Source organism: Pseudomonas sp. TTU2014-080ASC, from assembly GCF_001446935.1.
Taxonomy (GTDB): domain Bacteria; phylum Pseudomonadota; class Gammaproteobacteria; order Pseudomonadales; family Pseudomonadaceae; genus Aquipseudomonas.
This window is the reverse complement of record NZ_LKKK01000002.1, coordinates 608,667-631,789: the sequence shown is the minus strand read 5'-3', so window position 1 is coordinate 631,789 and position 23,123 is coordinate 608,667. Positions and strand designations below refer to the sequence as shown.

Sequence of the window (23,123 nt, the reverse complement as noted above, 5' to 3'; positions counted from 1 at the left end):
TGCGCGGCGTCATGAACCGGAAGCTCCAGCAGGGGCAGGCCATGGTCTTTGGTCTGCTCTTTGTTGGCATTACGCTGATCGCCCTGATTGTCATGTTCAATCAGGGCGTTCTCACGCGTGACCGTGTGCAGTTGGAAAACGCTGCTGACGCCGCCGTTTACTCGCAGGCAAAACTCTTTGCCCGGCACCAGAATCTGATCGCTTACACCAACCGGGCCATCATCGCTAATGAGCTGTCGGTTGCGCAGGTGGTTGCGTTGATGTCCTGGTCCAAGCGCTACGCCAATATTCCAGGCTGGGTGAACTCCTTCCCGGCGTACCAGATTCCAGTCGCGCCACCGGCCCCCAAGCCGATGATCAGCGACATCCTGTCGATCGTCACATTGCCGTATCAAATCATCGGCATGGGCGTACAGGCTGCTGCGACACCGATTGTGTCGATCTATCCGCGTGTGGTTTCCAGCTTCAACATGATCATGGGCTTTTTCCAGAAAGCCTTTTCCATTGCGACCTTTGAAGCCCAGATTTCAGTTCCTGAAGAGGTTGTCGCTCAGCACCGGATGGCTCACCGAACAGACGACATGCTTGAAGTGGCGACCATGTCGCACCTGTTCCTGATTCAGAATTTCATCCTCACTTATTTCGCTGACTACCTGCCGCTGTCGAGCCTGATTGATGCAGCAACCGGGGCCAGTAACGAACCCACGGCTCCGACACCCGGTACACCGCCCGGCCCCTCTCCTGTGCAACTGGAGACGGAAGAAAGCGACCCCAGCCCCGGCAGCATTGTCTCGGACTTTCTCGGTGGTGGACCGGCCTCAATGCTGGTCAACAACTCCCCGGAGATGCACAACAAAACGCCCAACAGTTTGAGCAGCATTGATGCGCGCAACTCTGCCCGGCATTTTGCCGCGCTACTCAACGGCAGCCGGAATGACTGGCTGAGCAAGCGTAACTTCAATGCGACTGTTGGTTTTGGTATCCCGGAAATCCCGATCTATCTGGGCTTTATCAACATCAAGCTGGGCTTCAGGTTTGAAGTCGGTGTGTTCAACAACGGCGGCACAGCCTTTGTTTACAACCCCCTGAGCATCGCCAACGCGAGTAAGGCCATCCCGGTATACGGCTGGTCGTCCCTGGATTACAGCTCCATGGGTGCGGAATTCAATATTTCCCTGGCCGTAGAAATCTGTATGCCTTTGGCCGGTTGCTTGACCTTATTTGACGGCGAATTCGGTCTCGGCTTTGGCCTGCCTCTGGGTGCCGGTACGCATCAGTTGGTTACAAACCAAGGGGATCAGAAGCTGTTCCCCACACAGTGGGGCACACCCGCCGATGCCATGCTGTACAAAAAGAATGTGCCCTATGGCGATGCAATGCGCCCTGTGCACGCTACCACTTGGGGCTGGGCCCACATGCCCATCGTACCCACCTCTCACGGGCATATGCCTTCAGACGTGACCGTCGGCTACAGCGGTTCCCCTTCGTTCTTCACCTTGGGGGCTGACCATGCCGATAGCGGTGTGAGTAAAGAATTCACCGTCGCCGTCTCCAAACCACTGGAAAGCATTCGTACCAGCGACAACCAGGACAGCCTGAATATTCGCCAAGGCCGCTTTGCCCTGGAAACCAACGGTGTGGACGACAACCCACTGATTGATTTGTGGGGAGATGGCGAGCGGATGATGACCGTATCTTCCGCTGAAACCTATTTTGCCCCGCCCTCCGGCCGCGAAGAATCAGCCAACCAGTACAGCCCATTCTGGGATGCCCGCCTGCGTGAACCCAGCCGGTTTATCGAGTTTATTGCCTCGGGCAAGATCGATATTCAGGAGCTGCTGGGCATGATGAGCATCACGCCATCCTACGTGGCCGGCTTCCTGATTGATCTGGCCTTCGACAACGTGGTCAAGCCCGGCCGCGATGTCCTGCTCGACAAGATGCCGGCACCACTCAATACCTTTGCCAGAGGCCCGATCGAAGACATCACTGACAAGGTTCTGGATCAGGCTAAAGACGGCATCATCGGGGCGATACCACAATGATCGCGCCACAGACCAAAACCCACCAATACGGTCAGGCCATGACCGAATTCGTGGTCATGACAGCTGGCTTCCTGTTGATTCTGTTTGTGTTGGTTCCGGTCGTCGCCAAGCTTTCTGACATGTCCTACAAGGCCCAGGAAGCAGCCCGCTACACCGCTTGGGAGCGCACGGTCTGGTATCAACGCAATGGTGTTGAGGGCGAGACGATACCCAGCCAGATGAATCTGCAAGATGGCTACCTGGCTGTTCGCAGCGACGATGACATCCTCAATACCGCCGAACGTCGCGTGCTCAGTTTTAACCAGATGCCACAGGCATTTGATGCGCAAGACATTGACCCGCAGACCGCTACACAGGCCAACAACTTCTGGCGCTGGACCCACGGCAATGGCGGACAACCCATGACAGCCCCTGGCGATATGGCGGAGTCCTCAGCTATCGCTAACCGGGCGACACCTTCCATCGCTTACGAGATTGTCGACGGCTACAACGAGGTTATGGGCTTTGTTGCTGATGTTCTCAACGTCATCAGCTTCGGCCGCGGTGATCAGGACTTTATGCAGATCGCCCACCCGACCCGCAATTTCTACACCACTGCCGTGAACATTCCAGTACCAATGACCGGCAGCAGCCAGCTGGGCAACCAGCCACTGTTTGGTGACCGTTTTAACCAGCTGAATGTCGGTGCCCGCTCAGCGGTTCTGGCTGATGGCTGGGTGGCTCAGACTGAAGGTGGAGAAGGCAGCCACTTCGACGAAAAAGTAGACGATTTTGTTCTGGGCACCTTGATTGACGAAAACCCGATCTTCGAAACGGTGCAAACCATCATTGGCATCTTCGAGCCGTCATTCAACACGCTGGATCTGGCACCGGTGGATACCGCCCCGATCAATGACAGCTCTCCTAAATGCAACGTCACCACTGGCTTCTGCTACTTCGATGAATAAGTTAATACGCACTTATTTGCCTCTGATGGCGCTGAGCATCTGCCTGCAAGCCCAGGCAGACTGCGACTTTGACGATTTCCCACGCATGGACGACATGCTCGTCAGCAGCATCGGCGAAAACATTCAGTGGAACCACGCACCGATCAACGCCCGCGCATTCCGTGTGCCTAATTCGGTAACAGGCGTTAAAGACTTCTACGCCGGCGAATGGGCTGACGCCGTCGACTTCACCGAGTTCGACGGCTGGGACCAGATCCTGCACATCAACGAAGACTGCATGATGATGGTTCAGGTCAAAGCACAGAATGACCGCTTCAGTTATGGCCGCATGACCATCACCAATCCGCCCGAGAACGGCGGTGCGACGCTTGAGCTTGGCAGCGGCATGCCGGTTCCGCCGGATGCTGAGGTGGTCAGCGACATGCGCAGCGACGACAAGATCCGCAAAGGCCGCATGGTGCTGATCCTCAGCCACGACACCATGCATGCTACCCGCGCTTGGTATGAAGCCGAACTGCTCAACCAGGGCTGGAAGCTGGAGCAGCGCAGCCAGCAGGAAAATGCCACCGTTCTTAACTTCGCCAAAGGCCGCGAGCTGATGACCGTGGGCCTGCTGCGTCACGCAGAAAAAACCCAAGTGCTACTCAACAGGATGGATCGTTGATGAAAAAGCAACTTGGCCAGTCCATGACTGAATACCTGGTAGTGCTGGGCGTAACCGGCGCAGCGCTGTTGGCCGCCACCACCGATGTCACCGAACTGTTTGGCAATGTTCAGGACAGCTACCGCATCCAGTCCAGTGAAATGAACAAGGTGCAGATCTACGGCAGCCCCAAGTTCCAGACAGGTACGCCCACCCGCGACGAGGGTGATGGCGACGACGGTGACGACACACCGGAAGTACCGGTCAACAACCCGGTTGCTGACTATCCGCCCGTCATAACGACCGTATTTGATTCCACCGGCCAGGCCGTTGGCACACTCGACCGCAATGACAAACTGGTTGACGAAAACGGCAAAGAAATCGCCTGGTGCCGGCGCAAAACTGAAGGTCCTGATGTGGGTCAGTGCGAATTCGTCGACCTTGAGACGAATGAAGTCATTCCGGGTTACACCACCGGATCAGAGTGGGCTGACGACCAAGGCAACCCATTACAGCTGCACGCCCTGAGCCGCAACGGTGCCGTGGTCGGCTTTGCCTACTTCTACAACGACAACTACTACGACGCCGTATCACGTAAACGCCTTGACCCGCAGCCCACCAATCTCACGGGTGTGGCAACACGTCCGGTAATCAGCCTGGATGAAAACGGTAAGCCGTTTATATCCGGCCGCGAAGCCAGCGGCTACATCTACAGCGAAGGCAGTGTTCAAGAAAGTACCCAGGATTTCTCACAGACCAAAAAAATCGAGGGTGAACTGGTCACCCTCGAATACGAGAACCCGCAACTGCCGATCTCCGAACCTAACAAATACAAACCCTGCGTGGTGACCAAGAACAACTGGAGTACGGGTACGACCAGCGGAATGCTGAATACGTTTGGTTTTGGGGACCAGCTATTCCTGAACCCCAGCAGCTATGTCGACTCCAGCAGTGCTGACTGCAATGGAGGCAAAACGGTACGACGTCTGGCTAACGGTGACTGGCAGATCCTCTGATCACCAGCCTAAGAATCGCGAAACGGCAATACACACATTAATAAGAGCTCGAACTGCGCCCTGGGCGCCTTTGCTTGATGGGGAGAAACATGTCATCTGTTTCAGGAAAAAAACTGCTGATCATCGCCATCGCGTGTGGCGTGCTTGCAGCACTACTGGGCTGGGCCTATCTGAAGGCCAAAGAATCTCAGTACAAAGCCGCCTACCGCCCGGCCAACCAGGTCAAGTTGTCGGTGATTGTCCCCAATAACAACATCGGCAAATCGCAGACGATCAAACGCGAGCTGGTTGCCGTATTGGATGTTCCGCGCGAGTACTTGCCCTCCAACGCAGTGATGGCCGAAGACTGGCCACGCCTGGAAGGCCGCATGACCCTGATGGAACTGCAAAAGGGCCGTCCGATTACCTGGGATGCGGTTGAGCGTGACGGCGTTACCCGCTTCTCGGAAAACGTCGAGCTGGGTAAACGGGTTAAAACCGTCAAGGTCAGCAAGATCAACTCGTTCGACGGCATGCTGCGTCCGGGTGATCGCATCGACCTGCTCGGCACCTTCTCGGCAGCAGATGTGGGCCTGCAGGCCCAGCCGAATTATGCCGACGATGTGGTGATGACGGTCCTCGAAGACGTGGCCGTACTGGCAGCGGGCCGCGAAGACTCCAAAGGCCGTAAATACGAGAACTTTTACGACCGCACCACGCCAGACGGCTTCAACATGAACTTCTCCACCCTGTCGCTGATGCTCACCCCTGCACAAGTGGCACGGGTCGAGCTGGCAGAGAAGTCAGGCGATCTGGTAGCGGTACTGCGTCACCCGAAAGACACCAGCAATGCCAGCCTCGGCCAGGTCACTGTGGCCAACCTGCTTGATCCACCACCGGTTGAAACCGTGGATGTGGTGCTGGATGCCGAAGGCAACCTGCTGGGGCGCATCGTCGGCGACAACATTGTTGATGCCAACGGCAAGATTATCGGCAAGATCGTTGACGGTCAGGCAATTGGCCTGGACGGCAAAGTGATGGGACGTATCGTTCGCGGTTTGTCGCCGGATGACCCGATCCTGCGCATGCGCGAAAAAGCCACCGTAGTGCGTGATGCACAGGGCAACGTCATTGGCCGCGTAGTCGACGGCAAAGTAGTGGATGCCTCCGGCAATGCCATCGGCACTATTGTTGACGGCAAAGCTGTTGGTCTGGACGGCAGCACCCTGGGCAGTATCCAGAAGAACGTGGCACTGGATGAGCACGGCCGTGTCATCGACATGAGCACCTCACAAGTACAGCCGGCCACCACCACTGAAACCAACCGTGAACGTCAGGTTGTACGTGATGCCAACGGCAACATCACCGGCTACCGCGTGGGTGATGAAATCCATGACGAGAAGGGCAACCTGGTCGGTCATTACCGTGACGGACAAGCCATCGGCCTGGACGGCAAGAAGATGGGCGAAGTGAGCACTGTTGTTCTCGACGCCAACAACAAAGTGGTCAGCGAAATGGGCGAAGTCGTCCGTGACAAGGACGGCAAGATCATCGGCACCGTTAAAGACGGCAAGCTGGTGGATGCCAACGGCAAAGTCCTGGGCACGGTCAAAGACGGTCAGGTCGTCGACAGCAGCGGCAAAGTCATCGGCAAAGTCGAGCAGACCATGCTCGATAAAGACGGTCGCCCGGTGGCTGACAACACCCGCGTCGTCCGTGACGCCCAGGGCAATGTCATTGGCACTGTTTCCGGCAACGACATCATCGACGCCCAGGGCCGCAAGGTCGGTACCGTAAAAGATGGCCAGATTCAGGACCTCTCCGGTAACACCATTCAGGGCGCTGAAGTCGGTGTCGAAAAAGACATGGTGCAAGTGGTGCGCGACGCCAGCGGCAACATCATCGGCGTGCTGCGTGGTGACTCGGTCTACGGCATGGACGGCAAGCTGATCGGCAAGCTGGTCGACGGCAAGATTGTCGATGCCAATGGCAACGTGCTGTACCGCGGCGTAACCATCGGTCTGGAACCGCCAAAAGCCACTGACACAACAGCCAATAAGCGCACCGAAGCTGCCCGGATGATCCAGTTCATCCCTGGCGGTACCGGTAAAGAAGGGGTTCTTCCGGTTAAGACCCTGCGTCAGGAATAACAAGGCAATACCGTGCCGGGCTACCGGCACGGGACACAATTTATCTGCGTAATACGCTGGGGCAACAATGAATATTCAAAAAGCTTTGGGGTTCTTCTGCGCCACGGCCTGGGGAGTGAGTGCCCAGGCCTATGACCTCCCACCTTCCATCGTCCTGTATGACGGCGACGTCAGTGTGCTTGAAGCACCGGGCGTCGAGCGTGTTGCCGTGGGTAACGTCGAGATCATCAGCGCTACCATGCTGAAGAACGAGGAAGTGGTCGTAACCGCGCAGAAAGACGGCGAAACCACTGTGCACTTCTGGTTCGATGACGGTACCCGCCACAAGATGAGCGTGGTCGTCGCCAAAGCCAACGGTTACCGCCAACAGGCAGAACTCAAAGCCATGCTGTCCAACATCCCGGGCCTGAAAATCCGCACTGTCGGCCGCCAGGTTGTGCTCGAAGGTCGTCTGAGCCCGGAGTACCTGAACCGCGTAAAAGAAGCCGCCAAGTTCTATGACAACGTCTTGGTTCTGGCAGAAGAACAAGGTGGCGCAGCCACCAAGGTCGACTCAGCAGAAATCCTGGCTGAAGTGCAGGCCATGCTCAGCCATATTCCCGGTATCAAGATCAAACCGGTAGGTCGCCAGATCGTGATTGACGGCGACCTGCACGAAATCGACATGGCCCGTATCGGTCTGCTCGAAGAGCGCTACCCGGATGTATTGGTTCTAGCTCAGGAGATGTCCGAATTCCTCGCGCCGATGATCTACTTCGATGTGCGCATCACTGAGTTCGCTAAAGACGAAGTGGAAGAGCTGGGCGTTAACTGGAGCACCACTATCAATGGTCCGAGCCTGGCGTTTAACGCCGATGGCGGCACCAACAACCTGTACCGCAGCCAGTTCGCCGGGGATACCTTCAAAGGCCTCAACGCCACCGTTGGCGATGCAGGCTCACACGCTTACTGGGGCATCGCCAGTGAGCTGACTTCCCGCATCAACCTGCTGGAGAAAAACGGCTCCGCCCTAACCCTCGCCTCACCACGCCTGAGCGCTCGCAGCGGCGGTAAAGCCGAACTGACCGTGGGTGGTCAGGTCCCGGTGGTTACCAGCAGCATGAACGGCCCGTCCGTTGAGTACAAAGACTACGGTGTGCTGCTCAACATTGCCCCGCAGCTGTACGGCAGTGAGATGGTTTCCACCCACGTGAAAGCGGAAATCAGCCAGGTCGACAAAGCCAACCAGGTGCAGGGCTATCCGGCCTTTAAAACCCGCCGCACCGAGAACGAAGTTCAGCTGAAAGTCGGCGAAACTCTGGTGCTGTCGGGTCTGGTATCCGAAGACAGCCAAGTCACCGTTGAAGGTATCGCCTTCCTCAAAGACCTGCCGCTGATCGGTGGCCTGTTCCGTAACAAAAGTGCTCAGGGCAAGCGCACCGAGCTGGTGATCTTCATCACCCCACGCCTGCTGACCAACGGCCCAGGCTCGGTTAATGAAGAAGCCCTGAAACAGCAAGACGAGATGATCCGTAAGTACCAGAAATCCTACAGCAACATCGAGCTGATCGACTGAGGCGTCCATGTTTGAGATAGAAGTCACTTACAAGGATGGTCAGCCAGTCGACAAACTGAGCTGCGCCAGCGCCACATGCGAGCTGGGCAAAGCACGAACCGGACTGGTCAGACTGCGCGGCTGGAAAGTCGCGCCTGTCCACGCCCGGATCGAGCAGTGCCTTGCCGGGCTATTTGTCGAAGACGTCAGCCGCGGCTACGAAGTACGGGTCAACGGCCAGATCGTCAATCGCCACGGCCCGCTGGCCCCCACCGATGTCATCGCCATCGGCGGCTACCACATCCGCGTGAATTCTCTGGAACAGAAGGTCAGCGAAGAAAAGCTGCCTGAAGTCCATGAGCACGACACGCTGGAACTTGAGCCAGAGGACGAGCTGCCCTACATGGAGTGGTCGCAGTTCATTCACACCGAATTGTTCCGTGCGCTCGATTTGCGCCGGATGAATCTGGATGATTTGGGCCCGGATGAAGTCCGCGAAACACTGTCCGAGTTGATCGACGGCATCATCGAACAAGTCGTCACACGCCTGCCGTCCAACATCAGCACCGATGTGCTGCGCAAGATCGTGTTGGATGAAGCGGTTGGCCTCGGTCCATTGGAAGACTTGCTGGCCGACAAAACCGTCAGCGAGATCATGGTCAACGCCCACAACGATATTTATGTTGAACGCGCAGGCCGATTGGAACGCACACCGATCAACTTCAGCTCCAACGCAGCGGTTCTGTCCACCATCGAGCGGATCATCTCGCCGTTGGGTCGCCGTATTGACGAAAGCTCGCCGATGGTCGACGCCCGCCTTAAAGACGGCTCACGGGTCAACGCCATCATCCCGCCGCTGGCCTTACGCGGCCCGTGCCTGACCATTCGTAAGTTCTCCGAAAAGAAGCTCACCACCGACGACCTGCTCAAGTACGGCTCGATCAACGAACCGATGGTGGAGTTCCTGCGCACAGCGGTAGAGCAGCGCATGAACATCGTGGTATCCGGTGGTACCGGTTCCGGTAAAACCACACTGCTGAACATCCTCTCCAACTTCATCCCCATGGAAGAACGGGTGGTGACGGTGGAAGACGCCGCCGAACTGAAACTGGTGCAACCACACGTGGTGGCGCTGGAAGCCCGCCCGGCGAACATGGAAGGCAAAGGTCAGGTCACCATCCGTGACCTGGTGCGTAACTGTCTACGTATGCGACCTGACCGTATCGTGGTCGGCGAGTGCCGGGGCGGTGAAGCCCTGGACATGCTGCAGGCGATGAACACCGGTCACGACGGCTCACTGACCACCGGCCACGCCAACTCACCACGGGACATGCTGCGTCGTCTTGAAGTGATGGTGCTGATGGCCGGTATGGACCTGCCGGTACAGGCGATCCGTGAACAGATCGCCTCGGCGGTGCAGATCATCGTCCAGCAAACACGTTTCGGTGACGGTTCCCGTCGCATCACCAGCATCACCGAAATCACCGGCATGGAACAAAGCACCATCCAACTCAACGAAATCTTCAGCTTCCAACAGCAAGGTTTCGATGAGAACGGACGGGTTAAGGGTTACTACCAGGCCACCGGCCTGATCCCTGAGTTCTACGAAGAGCTGAGAGATCGTGGCATTCCGGTGAACATGGACATTTTCCGTACGGACCCCCGCCATGTCTGAGTTGCTGCTCTATCTCTGCGCGTTGTTACTGGCGGTGGCGGGTTTTGCCGCCGCCATGCTGCTCACGGACAAGGTCAGCGATCACCTGGCCTTCTACCGCAGCCAGTTCTCCCGCAGTACCGAACTGGAAATGGCGGATATGTTCATCTTCGCCAGCGGTAAACAGTTCTTTATCGTCAACGCCATGCTGATGGTGCTGGTCCCGCTGTTTCTGCATGTGGTGTTCAACATCCTGGTGGTCACCATTGCCGGTGCGGTGCTGATGCTGTTTGTACCGAAGCTGATCATCAATCAGATGCGTAAAACCCGCCTGAAGAAGTTCGAAGAACAGCTGCCCGACGCCTTCATGCTGCTCTCCAGCAGCCTGCAATCCGGTGCCAGCCTGAACATGGCGCTGGAGAACGTGGTGCAGCAATCACCTGCTCCGCTGAATCAGGAGTTCGGCCTGCTGATCAAAAACATCCGCCTCGGTATCACCCTCGAAGACGCCCTGCTCAAGCTGGAACAACGTCTGCCGCTGCCCTCCTTCATCATGGCCAGTTCGGCGATTCGTATCAGCCGTGAAGTGGGTGGCAACCTGGTAGAAACCATCAACTCCATGGCCGCCATGCTGCGCCGTAAACGGGTGATGGAAGGCAAGATCGACAGCCTGACTGCTCAGGGGAAAGCGCAAGGTACGTTCATGGCGATGTTGCCGATCTTTCTCGCCGGCATTCTCAGCGTGATTGAGCCGGAAGCCATGAGCCAGCTGTACACCACACGCAACGGCCTGATCGTGTTGACCGTCATGGTCATCATGGAAGTTCTGGGCTTCTTGTTCATTCGTAAAATCACCACGATCGACGCCTAATCATGAACGAGATCCTTGTCCTGCTCAGCAGCGCCAGCCTCGGCGTTACCGTCACCTGCACGCTGCTGCTGATCATCTCTCTGCTGTCGCTACTGCCTGACGAAAACCGCGCCTACATGGACCCGGTGCCCGGGTGGATTCGTCCGATCTGGCCGCTGGTGCGTTTGGTCAGCCATCACTTTTGCAGCAACATGCCACCGCGTTTGATGGACAAACTGGACGTGCGCCTGCAAAAAACCGGTGCCCTGTATGTGCTCACGGCCGAAGAATTTCTCGCCCTGTGCATCACCATGGCGGTGCTGTTCCCACTGATTTCCATCCTGCCGATGGCCAGTGGCAAGAGCGGCATTATTTGGCCCGTGGTGCTGGTGATGATGTTTCTCGGTGCAGCGCTGCCGTGGATGTGGATCACCGACATGCATAAACGCCGCGACCGCGACATTGTCCGCAACCTGCCGGTGTTCCTCGAATACCTGACCATGTGCGTGGATGCCGGTCTGAACTTCCTCGGCGCATTGCAACAGGCCGTGGACAAAGGCCCTGACGGCGCCATGAAGAACGAGTTTCGTATCGTGCTGCGTGACATCCGTTCCGGTCTGCCCCGCGCCGAAGCACTCAACCGCATGGATGAGCGGGTCAACCTCAAAGACCTGTCCACCTTCGTGCGCTCAGTGATTCAAGCGGAAAAAATGGGCAGCAGCCTGCGCAACACCCTGCAGATTCAAGCCCAGCAGCGTCTGGAAGAACGCTTCCAGCGCGCAGAGAAAACCGCCATGCAGGCACCGGTCAAACTGATCATCCCGCTGATCACCTTCATCTTCCCGCTGACCTTCGTGATCCTGCTGTTCCCGATCGTGGTTAAGTTCCTCGGGGAAGCCTGATGAAACACCAGTTGATCCGTACCGACGGCACATCCGCCCCCCTAGAGCTGACAATGGCTGACAGCCTGCCATCACGCCTCAAAGGCCTGCTCGGACGTGCGGGCCTGAACCCAGCCGAAGGTATCTGGATCAGCCCCTGCAACTCTGTTCATTGCTTCTTTATGCGCTTCGCCATCGACGTCCTGTATCTGGATGACAATGAACGGATTATTGCCATCCGCCCCAATCTGGCCCCCTGGCGCATGAGTCTGTGCTGGAAGGCCAAAAGCGTAATCGAACTGGCCGCTGGCGAATGCCAGCGCCTGCGTATTAGTCCCGGAGATCAGATCACATGCGCCTCCTGAGCATCGTCCTGCTCGCATTGCTGGCGAGCGGCTGCGCCAACCTGCAACCGAAAAACCAGATCATCGACCTGCAGCGCCAGGCAGATACCGCCTATTCCCAGGGTGACTTCGCCACCTCAACCAAACTGTATGAGCGCTTGGCCAAGAAACTGCCAACTGATGCTGGCATCCGCTATCAACTCGGCAACAGCCAGGCCCGTCAGGGCAATAACCAGGCCGCTGTGGCCAGTTACCGCGACGCGCTGGTCCGCGACCCCCAACATGCCCGTAGCTGGCACAACCTGCTGCAAGTACAGCTACGTGAAGCAACGCTGACCGCAGCCGAAATGCGCCGCTATCTCAACGACCAGACACCTCATGCCGACAAAGCGCTGGAGCGTGCCGAACAACTACTCAACGTCTTTCCTCAGGCGCAGGAGTAAAGGCCATGAAGCGTCGTCAATCAGCCCAGGCAATGATCGAGTTTCTGATCATCATCCCCGTTCTGATCCTGCTGATCTTCGGCGCTGCGCAGATCGCGTTCATTTATTCGGCTAAAAACGGCTTGAACTACGCGACCTTCCAAGCCGCCCGCATCGGCGCGATGAACAATGCCCTGTACACCGATATGCGTCGCGGCCTGATTCGTGGCATGTACCCGATGTTCTCGCAGATTGATGACCCGAATGCGCGCATGACCCACACTTCATCCGAAGTGGATAACTTCGTCATGATCACGCGTATCAGCCCGAACATGGAGGCCTTCGATCAATTTGCAGAAGAAGTCGAAGCGCTGGGCACAGAAGCCATTCCTAACGACAACCTGATGTTCCGCTCCCCGGCACAAGGGCCTGTTTCGATTCAGGATGCCAACCTGCTCAAAATCCGCGTGCAGTACTGCATGCGCCTGATCGTGCCCATGGCAGAAAAGCTGCTCAGCTCGGCATCCGCCTTCAACACCAAGCGCACCCAGACCAGCTTCAACGAAGCCGCCCGGCGCAACCCGGATTACCAGGCCATTTGCGGCAGGCGTAATGGCTTCATCATCACCTCAGAAGCCACCGTCCGCATGCAGAGCGCTGCCGTACATGACAGCCACTTCTGCGGAACTAACCAGCGGATGTTCTGCCCATAACTCCGGGCCAGACGCACGCTCCATAGGGTGGCGTAAGGCTGCAAAACAGCTTATCCACCATGGATATAACGCTCCTGCGCAAGCGTGAACCGCACTCAAACGCCCATAAAAAAACCGCCGTTACCGGCGGTTTTTTTATTCAGCAGCTGCCGCGACTTACAGTTGCGGACCGGCTTTTTTGATCGCGTCGCTGACATCGAACTTCTGGAAGTTGTCGATGAACAGCTTAGCCAGGCCTTTGGCGGCCTCGTCGTAAGCAGCCTTGTCAGCCCAAGTGTTGCGCGGGTTGAGCAGGTTAGTTTCAACGCCCGGAACAGCCTTCGGCACGTCCAGGTTGATGATTGGCAGGTGCTCGGTTTCAGCGCCGATCAGCGCGCCGCTCTGAATAGCTGCGATCACACCGCGAGTGGTCGGGATGTTGAAGCGCTTGCCGACGCCATAGCCACCGCCAGTCCAACCGGTGTTAACCAGGTAAACCTTGGAGCCGAACGCGTTGATGCGCTTAATCAGCAGCTCAGCGTATACGCCAGCCGGACGCGGGAAGAACGGAGCGCCGAAGCAGGTGGAGAAGGTCGACTTGATGCCGCCGCCGCTGCCCATTTCAGTGGAGCCAACCAGCGCGGTGTAGCCGGACAGGAAGTGATAAGCAGCCTGTTCGTTGTTCAGAATCGAAACCGGCGGCAGAACGCCAGTCAGGTCGCAGGTCAGGAAGATAACCGCGTTCGGCTCGCCGCCCAGGTTCTTCTCGCTGCGCTTCTCAACGTACTCCAGCGGGTAAGCAGCGCGGCTGTTCTGAGTCAGGCTGTCGTCGCTGTAATCTGGAATGCGCTGCTCGTCGAGTACGACGTTTTCCAGAACGGTACCGAACTGAATGGCTTTCCAGATGACCGGCTCGTTCTTCTCAGACAGGTCGATGCACTTGGCGTAGCAACCGCCTTCGATGTTGAACACCACGCCCTCGCCCCAACCGTGCTCGTCGTCACCGATCAGGTAGCGGGATTCGTCAGCCGACAGTGTGGTTTTACCAGTGCCGGACAGGCCGAAGAACAGGGTCACGTCGCCTTCTTCGCCGATGTTGGCGGCGCAGTGCATCGGCAGTACGTCTTTTTCCGGCAGCAGGAAGTTCTGCACGGAGAACATGGCTTTCTTCATTTCACCGGCGTAACGCATGCCAGCGATCAGCACTTTCTTGGCGGCGAAGTTGATGATCACGCAGCCGTCAGAGTTGGTGCCGTCACGCTCAGGCACACACTCGAAATTAGCGACGTTCAGCACTTGCCACTCATCTTTACCGCTCGGGTTGTACTGAGCTGGGTTGATGAACAGCTGACGGCCGAACAGGTTCTGCCAAGCAGTAGCAGTGGTCATTTTGACCGGCAGGTAATGCTCTTCAGCAGAACCAACGTGCACGTACGATACGAAGCTGTCTTGAGCATCGGAGAACGCCTGAACGCGATCCCACAGTGCGTCGAACTTGTCGGCCGGGAACGGACGGTTGATCGCGCCCCAGGCGATCTGCGCCTCGGTGCTCGGCTCTTGCACGATGAAGCGATCAGCCGGCGAACGACCAGTACGGTGGCCGGTACGCACTACCAGCGCGCCATTGGCGGCCAGTTCACCCTCACCGCGGCGAAGGGCTTCTTCGACCAGTTGGGCAGCGCTAATGTCTGTGTACACGGCGTTGTTGGCTTGCGTCATGAGGTTCCCCGTCGGCCACTAGGCCGAGTCTTGCGAACGTTTGTAGTGCATATCTAGCACTACTACATTTAAAAAAGTGCGCCGGATTATGCCAGAAAAAAGCACGTTGCGGGTGCCTCCCCTGATCAATTCATTCCGGCACGGTTGGCCTTACTAATTTCAGTGGCGTGTATCCGAAGGCTCTTCGGTACTGCCATCTATAAATAGCTGCATGACATCCGACGCATCGAACAGATAGCGCTGGTTGCAGAACTGACAGTCGATTTCCACGCTGCCGCCATGCTCACGTACCAAGGCTTGCGCATCGGTTTGACCCAGGCTGATCAGGGCGCGGCCCGAGCGCTCACGGGAACAGCTGCAGCGGAACTGCAATGCACGCTGATCGAACAGGCGCAGCTCTTCTTCGTGATACAGGCGGTGCAGCAGCGTCTCGTTATCCAGACCGAGCAGCTCTTCAGTGGTCAGCGTGTCAGCCAGTGCCACGGCGTGTTGCCAGCTGGCTTCACGCTCGTCAGGATCGCTAATGCGATCTGCAGGCAATTGCTGCAGGAGGAAACCGCGGGCACGCATACCATCTGCACACAGCCAGAAACGCGTTGGCAATTGCTCAGAGGTCATGAAATAGGTGGTCAGGCATTCAGCCAGGGTATCGCCATCAAGGTCTACAATGCCCTGGTAGCGTTGCCCCAATTTTGGGTCGATGGTCATGGCCATTACACCGTCTGGCATCAACTCGCGCAGGGTGGCGGTGTCGCTAATCTGATCGGCGTCATAACGCGCAATCCCCCGCACATCTCCGTCGCTGGAGCATTCGACCATCAGCATCGGTACAGCACCGGAAGAACGGGTCTGCAAAATCAGCAGGCCATCGAACTTCAACGTGCCGATCAATAAGCTCGCTGCGGCCAGCAGCTCGCCCAGCAACTGGGCAACCGGCTGTGGATAAGGATGCTTGGCCAAGACGTGCTGATAACTGTCACTGAGGGTGACCAGCTCGCCACGGATGTCGCTGTCATCAAACAAAAAACGCTGAGTAAAATCAGACATGCCCACATTCGCTGAATGTAACTAGGCGGGCGATTTTAGGCGCAAAAGCGCCGTTGACCAAGCGCCTCTTGGCTATTGGATCTCAGGGCAAAATCTATCAATCGTCCCAAAACGCAGACGGGCAGGCACTTACAGGCCATTTGCCAGCCCGCTGGAGAGCTCTATTCAGCCCTGAAAATCCTGAAAGTTCAGAATCTGCCGACGCTGCTTTTTGGTTGGCCGCCCGTCGGTTTGCACACCCAGCGCCCCCGCCTTACGTTGCTCGGCAGCTGCTTCACGCTTGCGGATGCTCTCTTCAGTTTCACGGTACAGAAGTTGCGCTTCTGGTGCACCGCGTCGCACCACTGACAGCGCTTGCACCACAACGGTGCGATCATCGAACCCGGTACGAATGACATATTCATCACCGACCTTAGGTTCTTTACCAGGCTTGCAGCGCTCACCACGGTGATGCACCTTGCCACCTTCGATAGCCGCCTTAGCCAGAGCTCGGGTCTTATAGAAGCGCGCGGCCCACAACCATTTATCCAGGCGTACTTTGTCGTCTTTGTCGCTCATTCACTGCCCATCCGGCCAATCCAATGGCAGACATTTTGCCTGATGCAACGGTCAAAAGTGCCTACTAGAATGCTTCGGAGACTATCGGATGGAACCAGTGAAGACCAATCCCCCTTTCAACGTCATCGGTTTACGTGAGTGGATCAACCTGCCTGATCTGGGGATGGTCGGCCTGCGCGCGAAAATCGATACCGGCGCCAGCACCTCCAGCCTGCATGCGACCGACATTCAGGTATTTGATCGCAACGGCGAGCAATGGGTGAGATTCACTGCGCATCTAGGCACATTGGTCCAGCGTCGGCATCGCTGTGAAGCACAGCTGGTGTCGGTTAAAGCGATCAAAAGCTCTAATGGTCAGAGCCAGTCCCGCTATGTAATACGCACCAATTTGGCGCTCGGAGAACAGCAATGGCCGGTAGAATTCACCTTGGCCTGCCGTAAAACCATGCGTTACCGCGTACTGCTAGGCTCCAAAGCACTGGTCGCGGGTAACCTGCTGGTGAACCCTGCCCTCGCCTACGTGCAATCCAAACCCTTACTTGCCGACCCTTCTGGTGCCGAATGAAGATTGCTGTACTGTCACGCAACCCCCGCCTCTACTCCACCCGCCGCTTGGTTGAGGCCGGTCAGGCCCGGGGCCACGAGATGGTTGTGATCGACACGCTGCGCGCTTACATGAATATCGCCAGCCACAACCCCCAGATTCACTACCGTGGCCGAGCCCTGGAAGGTTTTGATGCGGTGATCCCACGTATTGGCGCATCTGTGACCTTTTACGGTTGCGCGGTGCTGCGCCAGTTCGAAATGATGGGCGTGTTTCCGCTCAATGAATCCGTTGCCATTGCCCGCTCGCGGGACAAGCTGCGCTCGCTGCAATTGCTCTCACGCAAGGGCATTGGCATGCCTGTCACCGGTTTTGCCCACTCACCGGATGACATTGATGACCTGATTCAGATGGTCAACGGCGCACCGCTGGTGATCAAAGTGCTTGAGGGCACCCAAGGTATCGGCGTGGTGCTGTGCGAAACAGCCAAAGCGGCCGAATCGGTGATTGAGGCCTTCATGGGCCTGAAGCAGAACATCATGGTGCAGGAATACATCAAGGAAGCTGGTGGTGCGGATATCCGCTGCTTTGTGGTGGGAGACAAAGTGATTGCGGCCATGAAGCGCCAGGCCAAGCCCGGCGAGTTTCGTTCCAACCTGCATCGCGGCGGCACAGCCAGCCTGATCAAAATCACCCCGGAAGAACGCAGAACCGCGATTCATGCGGCCAAGGTCATGGGGCTGAGCCTTGCCGGTGTGGATATCCTGCGCTCCCAGCGCGGCCCGCTGGTGATGGAGGTCAACTCATCGCCGGGGCTGGAAGGCATTGAAACCACCACCGGCAAAGATGTGGCCGGTCTGATTATTCAGCACTTGGAGAAGAATGCAGGCCCCCATATGACCCGCACCAAAGGCAAAGGCTGAGTTAGGCCACCGGGCTGGTACGCGGCTCTTGCAGCCATTGGGTGAACTCTTCTTCAGTCAGCGGACGGCTGAAGAAGTAGCCTTGGCCCAATGCGCAACCCTGCTCACGCAGGCACTCAAGTTGTTGCTCGCTTTCAATGCCCTCTGCCACACATTCCAAACCGAGGTTGCGGGCGATCACCAGAATCGTTTGCACAATCATCAGGCCATTGCCGTCTGCTGCATCCATGTCCCAGATAAAACTGCGGTCAATCTTCAAGCGGTCCAGCGGCAGGCGTTTGAGGTAGGTCAGCGACGAGTAGCCGGTGCCGAAGTCGTCAATCGAGAAACGCACACCCAGCTCTTTGAGGGCCTGCATATTACTGATGCACTGCTCGACATCCTCAACTAAAACCCCTTCGGTGATTTCCAGCTCCAGGGCTTGCGGCGGAATATTGTGCCGTTGCAGACACTCACGCACACGCGTCACACAGCTGCCCTGCCGTAATTCGCGAGGGCTGAGGTTAATCGCAAGGACAAAGTCCGGACGTAGGCTCAGCCACTTTTTCAACTGCGCGCAGCCTTCCTCCAGCACCCAAGTGCCGATTTCTTCAATCAGCCCGGTCTCTTCGGCCAACGGAATAAAGTCCCCCGGCATCACCTCGCCCCGCTCCGGGTGGCCCCAGCGCAGCAAGACTTCAGCACCGGAAATCCGATTGTTGCGCAGCTCCAGTTGCGGCTGGAACATCAGTCGCAACTGGCCGCGCTGGACGGCCAGACGCAGTTCGTTTTGCATCTGCAGGCGCTGGTCGATCACCACCTGCATCTCCGGGGCGAAGAAGTGGAACGCATTGCGTCCGCTCTGTTTGGCTTGGTACATGGCGGTGTCGGCCTGCTTCAACACATCAGAGGCCGCCTGCCGCCCCAGCGGGTGTAGAGCAATACCGATACTGGCACTGATGGACAGTTCATGGCCGTCGATCCAGCAGCTACGATCGACCAGTGCCTTAAGCAGCTTCTTCGCGGTGATGGCCGCAGACTTAGCCGCCACTTCAGGGTCTTTGTCGAGGCCCTCAAGCAACACTACAAATTCATCCCCGCCCATGCGTGCCAGCGTGTCCTGAGCCCTCAGGGCGCTGACCAGACGCAACGTCACCTCGCGCAGCAGGCCATCTCCAACCTGATGGCCCAGGCTGTCGTTAACGGTTTTGAAGTGATCCAGATCGATAAACAACAGCGCGCCAATTGAGCCTTCACGCAGCTCACGCTGCATCGCGTGCTGCAAACGATCCAGTAACAGGCGGCGGTTCGGCAGGCCGGTAAGTTCGTCGCTGTAGGCCAGACGTTCAATTTCCTGCTGATAGTGCTGACGCTCCGAGATATCCGTCACCGAGCCGCGAATCAGTACCGGCTCACCGGGCATGCGGACCAAGCGCACTTCGCAGGGAATATTGCGCCCGGTGCTGTCACGATGAATCCACTCAAACACCGGCGCGCCGCCTGCCACTGCCTGTTCCAGATACTCCATTCCGTATTCATGGGAGGGCTGACCATTGGCCTGTTTGGCCGGGCTCAAATCAAACAGCGTCTTTGTAGTGATAGCCTCACGGGTGTAACGCAGCAAGCGCAGGGTGTTCTCATTGCAATCCACCATGCGTCCTTGGGCGTCGACCAGCATGATGGCCTCAGGGGCATTCTCCACCAGCGTACGGTAACGCGCTTCGGCCTGAAGACGACCGCTGATGTCCTCGACCAATAACAGGAACATCCGCACCCGTCCGGTGCTGTGGCGCACAGCTCGCAGGCTGACGCGGGTATGCAGCAAGCTGCCATCGGCACGGCGGAAACGTTTTTCCAGCTCGAAGCCCTCACGCTCACCGCGAAACACCTGATCCAGCAGGGACTGTTCGACCACCAGCTCTTCATCCACCGACAGCGACGCCCAGGAACTGGCCATCAGACTCTCGCGACTGCGCCCAAGCATGCTGCAGAAACGCTGATTGACCTCTTCCCAGGCAAAGCTCGGGCTGGTCATGGCCATGCCAATTAACGGAGCCTCGAAGAACATGTGCAGGCGCTCATCCCGCTCGCGCAGCTGCTGCTCGGCAAACTTGCGCGCACTGATATCCTGAATCGCACCATAGATGCGCACCAGTTCATTTCCGTCCCAGTCGGTAATGCCGCGCAATCGTAACCAACGCGCTTTGCCCTTAGCGGTGAGGATGCGGATTTCAAAGTCGAATTGGTCCTTGCCATTTCCGGCCAATAACTCAGTGAGCTTTTCTTCGGTCAGTTCACGACTGCTGGCATCCATGTAACTCAACGCGCCGTTGAGATCGGGCGTGCCTTGGCTGGGGTCCAGCTCATAAATACGGAAACAACCGGCACTCCAATCCATGCTGCCGGACGGCAGGTTCAGCACCCAGCCGCCTAAGTCGGCAATGCTTTCGGTCTGGCTGAACAGGTAGCTCTGCTTGAGCAATTCGTCGCTCTGCGCGCGTACCTGACCGGCCAGTTGCTCGCGGGCGGTGACGTCGGACTGCATCATGACAAAGTGACTGATACCAATTTCGTCATAGATCGGCGACAGCGTCAGCTGCGCCCACAGCGTCTGACTGCCTTTGCGGTAAAGACGCAGCACCACATCGCAGGGCACGCCTTCGTCGATGGCCTGACGCAGGCGCTCAAAGCCTTCCTGCTGGCGATCTTCACAAACGAGAAAGTCCCAACGCTGCCCCAGCACTTCAGCCTTCGCATAACCGCTCATGCGCTCAAATGCCGGGTTACAGTAAATCAGTGGCAGCTGGGTTTGCCGGGCATCAGCGATCACTACGCCAAGCGGGCTGGCATCCAAAGCCAGGTTGGCCAGGGACAGTTGTTTTTGCATGGAATTACTGCGCATCAGCGACTGACGCTGATCACTGAGGCTGCGCCCCACCAACAGCGCCGCGGTCATGAAAAGCACCGTGCCCAGATGCAGATCCATGCGCTGCGCAGCGGTCCATGGTGCAACTTCCACCCACTCGCGCAAAAACGGCAGGCTGATAATCATCCCCAGGCTAAGCAAAACCCCACACAACGCACCGGAAAACCCCCAGCCCAACGCCAGTACCAGCATCATCAGGCCAATCAGTGGGAGATTCAGCGTCAGATGAGAACTGGCCAGTAACCACGGCAGCCCCACCACAATCACCAAGAGCACGGATACGGGCGGTGATGTGCGCAGGATTTCCTGCACCTTGTTGCCACCATTGCCACCCATACCCATCAGCCAGCCCCTGCGCGCCAGATGGGGTGAAAGATAAGCCAGCAGTATGCTTCCTAAGCCCAGAGCAGCCATGCAACTCATCAGCCACAAGGACAATAACGCCACAGGCTGGGAGCCTAAACCCGCTCGCTGCATGCCCCACTCGAGCAGAAAAAATCCTGCGCACATCAGCAGCCCCGGCAACATGACGCCCCATAGGATGTAGCGCACCAGCTGGCGGGTGGTCGGCAGGGTTGGATCGAATGAGCGCAGACGCAAAAGCAGCCAGGCTAAGCCCAGCGCGAGTGTTTCAGGCAGAGCGCTGAGAGCAGCCCAATGCCCGTTCAGACCGGCATACAGCGCACTGAGCACGCCACCGAGGTAAAGCGCCGGCAACACCCGGGGCCCCCACCAGATGACCAGTAGCAACCCCAGCGCAAACGACAGATACCAATGCGCCACACCATTACTAAAGGGAGTAGCCAGTGAGATCCATGTAATCAACAGGAACAACGGTAACGGGAGTAACCATGTCCATAGCGAACGGTAAGCTGAAACTGCCGGCATGCTGACCTCGAGCGGTATTACCGAACAAGCATAGACGAGCAACTTAGGTTCGCATGCTACCTCGAATCAAGCGGCATCGCGCGGCAATAATAGCCCCAAAGGCAGACAAACCCGGGCTTCCAGACCACCCCCAACCCGGTTGCGCAGCTCTACGCTGCCGCCGTGAAGGGCGGCGATGCGTTTTACAATGGCCAGCCCCAAACCGGTTCCCTGACCTCCGCGAGCGCGGTCGCCACGGATAAATGGATTGAAAATATTGTCCAGTTCGGCCGGATCGATCCCCGCGCCGCGGTCCAGCACGCTAATCAGCACATACGGCGCGCTGTGGTCACCGGAAACAGAGGCCAATACTTCGACCTGATCGCCACCGTAACGCAGAGCGTTCTCGATCAGGTTGACCAGCAAGCGCTTAAAGGAAATCCGACGCAGCGGAAAGGCCGGCACCGGTTCCAGATACAAACGCACGATTTCACCCTTCTGGTTATAGGGTGCCGCCACCTCACGGATCAGCTCACCAACATCCAGGGTTTCCAACGGCTCACTGCTGCCATCACGGACAAAGGCGAGGAACTGATCAAGGATCGCATCCATGTCTTCGATATCGCGAACCATGTCCTCTGTCAGCTCTGAATCGGTATCGAGAAACTCCATGGACAGACGCAGTCGCGTCAGCGGAGTGCGCAGATCGTGGGAGACACCGGCCAGCATCAACTCACGCTCGCGGGCGGCCTGTTCAACGTCCTCCGCCATTTGGTTGAAGGCGCGGTACACCTCAGTCATTTCGCTGGGGGTATCACTGATCGGCAGGCGCACACTACGGCCTTTACCGAGCTGGCGAGCAGCAAAGACAAGGCGTTTGAGCGGGGCGTTGAGCTGACGCACGAAAATCCATGCGGCCGCAGTCGAGAGCAAACCAATGCCGAGGAACCAACCCAGAACACTCCAGATTTTCTGTCCTCGCAACGGATGCGGATACAGCGGTACTCGCAACCAATCATCACCCAGTGAAGGTGCCCGAACCCACAACGCAGGCGGGTTCAATGCGCGCACCCGCACTTCGGTGTCAGCTCCCAGCTCGGCGCGCATTTGTTCTTCGAAGATTTCACTGTACGGCCAGTGTTCCTCGGTTTCCGGCACATCCCCGGCCTCAACCCACTGCAACCCGGCAGCACGACCAATCACATCACGGTCTTGCGGATCCGCCGCCCAGTATGCGCGGATGGTCAGGGCCGCGCCGTGGCTGTATTGCCTGTCCACCAGCACATCTTCATTGATCATCAGGTAGACCAAGGTCAGCGCCTTGGAAAACAGCACGACAATCAGCACCAGCCACAACGTGCGGGCGAAGAAGCTTTGCGGGAACCAGACCGGAGTTTGCATTA

19 protein-coding genes are annotated in these 23,123 nt (G+C 57.5%); 14 read left to right on the top strand and 5 right to left on the bottom strand.

Annotation, left to right across the window (positions count from 1 at the left end; translation table 11 throughout):
- Positions 1 to 11 precede the first annotated feature (11 nt).
- The 12 genes from AO726_RS08365 (at position 12) to AO726_RS08310 (ending at position 13,178) form a co-directional block, all read left to right on the top strand.
- Positions 12 to 2,045 carry a Tad domain-containing protein gene (locus AO726_RS08365; RefSeq protein WP_058067605.1) on the top strand — a complete coding sequence of 678 codons (2,034 nt, stop codon included), beginning with the start codon at positions 12 to 14 and terminating at the stop codon, positions 2,043 to 2,045.
- The gene (locus AO726_RS08360; protein WP_058067604.1) at positions 2,042 to 2,992 is read left to right on the top strand and encodes a hypothetical protein; all 951 of its coding nucleotides are present in this window, start codon (positions 2,042 to 2,044) and stop codon (positions 2,990 to 2,992) included. The genes AO726_RS08365 and AO726_RS08360 overlap by 4 nt, the downstream gene beginning before the upstream one ends.
- Complete coding sequence (locus AO726_RS08355) at positions 2,985 to 3,656, top strand: hypothetical protein (RefSeq protein WP_152987259.1); 672 nt, start codon at positions 2,985 to 2,987, stop codon at positions 3,654 to 3,656. The genes AO726_RS08360 and AO726_RS08355 overlap by 8 nt, the downstream gene beginning before the upstream one ends.
- A complete protein-coding gene (locus AO726_RS08350) occupies positions 3,656 to 4,651 on the top strand; it encodes a hypothetical protein (protein WP_058067602.1) in 996 nt (331 codons plus the stop codon). Before AO726_RS08355 ends, AO726_RS08350 begins: the two co-directional genes overlap by 1 nt.
- A gap of 89 nt (positions 4,652 to 4,740) precedes the next feature.
- On the top strand, positions 4,741 to 6,780 hold the full coding sequence (cpaB, locus tag AO726_RS08345; RefSeq protein ID WP_058067601.1) for a Flp pilus assembly protein CpaB: 2,040 nt from the start codon (positions 4,741 to 4,743) through the stop codon (positions 6,778 to 6,780).
- Positions 6,781 to 6,847: 67 nt separating this feature from the next.
- Positions 6,848 to 8,335, top strand: coding sequence for a type II and III secretion system protein family protein (locus tag AO726_RS08340; protein ID WP_058067600.1), 1,488 nt, complete (start codon positions 6,848 to 6,850; stop codon positions 8,333 to 8,335).
- A 7-nt stretch (positions 8,336 to 8,342) separates the two neighbouring features.
- Positions 8,343 to 9,989, top strand: coding sequence for an ATPase, T2SS/T4P/T4SS family (locus AO726_RS08335; RefSeq protein WP_058067599.1), 1,647 nt, complete (start codon positions 8,343 to 8,345; stop codon positions 9,987 to 9,989).
- Positions 9,982 to 10,839 (top strand): type II secretion system F family protein, encoded by an 858-nt coding sequence (locus AO726_RS08330; RefSeq protein WP_058067598.1) that lies wholly within the window; start codon positions 9,982 to 9,984, stop codon positions 10,837 to 10,839. The genes AO726_RS08335 and AO726_RS08330 overlap by 8 nt, the downstream gene beginning before the upstream one ends.
- A 2-nt stretch (positions 10,840 to 10,841) precedes the next feature.
- The gene (locus AO726_RS08325; RefSeq protein WP_058067597.1) at positions 10,842 to 11,720 is read left to right on the top strand and encodes a type II secretion system F family protein; all 879 of its coding nucleotides are present in this window, start codon (positions 10,842 to 10,844) and stop codon (positions 11,718 to 11,720) included.
- Positions 11,720 to 12,064, top strand: a complete 345-nt coding sequence (locus AO726_RS08320; RefSeq protein ID WP_082629089.1) for a DUF192 domain-containing protein — start codon at positions 11,720 to 11,722, stop codon at positions 12,062 to 12,064. The genes AO726_RS08325 and AO726_RS08320 overlap by 1 nt, the downstream gene beginning before the upstream one ends.
- Positions 12,052 to 12,486 carry a tetratricopeptide repeat protein gene (locus AO726_RS08315; RefSeq protein WP_058067595.1) on the top strand — a complete coding sequence of 145 codons (435 nt, stop codon included), beginning with the start codon at positions 12,052 to 12,054 and terminating at the stop codon, positions 12,484 to 12,486. The genes AO726_RS08320 and AO726_RS08315 overlap by 13 nt, the downstream gene beginning before the upstream one ends.
- 5 nt (positions 12,487 to 12,491) lie before the next feature.
- Positions 12,492 to 13,178 carry a TadE/TadG family type IV pilus assembly protein gene (locus tag AO726_RS08310; protein WP_058067594.1) on the top strand — a complete coding sequence of 229 codons (687 nt, stop codon included), beginning with the start codon at positions 12,492 to 12,494 and terminating at the stop codon, positions 13,176 to 13,178.
- A 156-nt stretch (positions 13,179 to 13,334) separates the two neighbouring features.
- Here the strand turns inward: AO726_RS08310 and AO726_RS08305 are convergent, their stop codons facing one another.
- The 3 genes from AO726_RS08305 to AO726_RS08295 form a co-directional block, all read right to left on the bottom strand.
- A complete protein-coding gene (locus AO726_RS08305) occupies positions 13,335 to 14,876 on the bottom strand; it encodes a phosphoenolpyruvate carboxykinase (RefSeq protein WP_058067593.1) in 1,542 nt (513 codons plus the stop codon).
- Positions 14,877 to 15,035: 159 nt separating this feature from the next.
- On the bottom strand, positions 15,036 to 15,923 hold the full coding sequence (hslO, locus tag AO726_RS08300) for an Hsp33 family molecular chaperone HslO (protein ID WP_058067592.1): 888 nt from the start codon (positions 15,921 to 15,923) through the stop codon (positions 15,036 to 15,038).
- Between the two features lie 165 nt (positions 15,924 to 16,088).
- Positions 16,089 to 16,481 (bottom strand): RNA-binding S4 domain-containing protein, encoded by a 393-nt coding sequence (locus AO726_RS08295; RefSeq protein WP_058067591.1) that lies wholly within the window; start codon positions 16,479 to 16,481, stop codon positions 16,089 to 16,091.
- Positions 16,482 to 16,569: 88 nt separating this feature from the next.
- Here AO726_RS08295 and rimB point away from each other — a divergent pair, with 88 nt between their 5' ends.
- Together rimB and rimK are read left to right on the top strand one after the other, a co-directional pair.
- Positions 16,570 to 17,046, top strand: a complete 477-nt coding sequence (rimB, locus tag AO726_RS08290) for a retropepsin-like aspartic endopeptidase RimB (protein WP_152987258.1) — start codon at positions 16,570 to 16,572, stop codon at positions 17,044 to 17,046.
- Complete coding sequence (rimK, locus tag AO726_RS08285; protein WP_058067590.1) at positions 17,043 to 17,948, top strand: 30S ribosomal protein S6--L-glutamate ligase; 906 nt, start codon at positions 17,043 to 17,045, stop codon at positions 17,946 to 17,948. Before rimB ends, rimK begins: the two co-directional genes overlap by 4 nt.
- 1 nt (position 17,949) lies before the next feature.
- Here rimK and AO726_RS08280 read toward each other — a convergent pair whose 3' ends face one another.
- Positions 17,950 to 21,741, bottom strand: coding sequence for a bifunctional diguanylate cyclase/phosphodiesterase (locus AO726_RS08280; protein WP_058067589.1), 3,792 nt, complete (start codon positions 21,739 to 21,741; stop codon positions 17,950 to 17,952).
- 66 nt (positions 21,742 to 21,807) lie between these two features.
- Positions 21,808 to 23,121 carry an ATP-binding protein gene (locus AO726_RS08275; protein WP_058067588.1) on the bottom strand — a complete coding sequence of 438 codons (1,314 nt, stop codon included), beginning with the start codon at positions 23,119 to 23,121 and terminating at the stop codon, positions 21,808 to 21,810.
- Between the last annotated feature and the right edge of the window lie 2 nt (positions 23,122 to 23,123).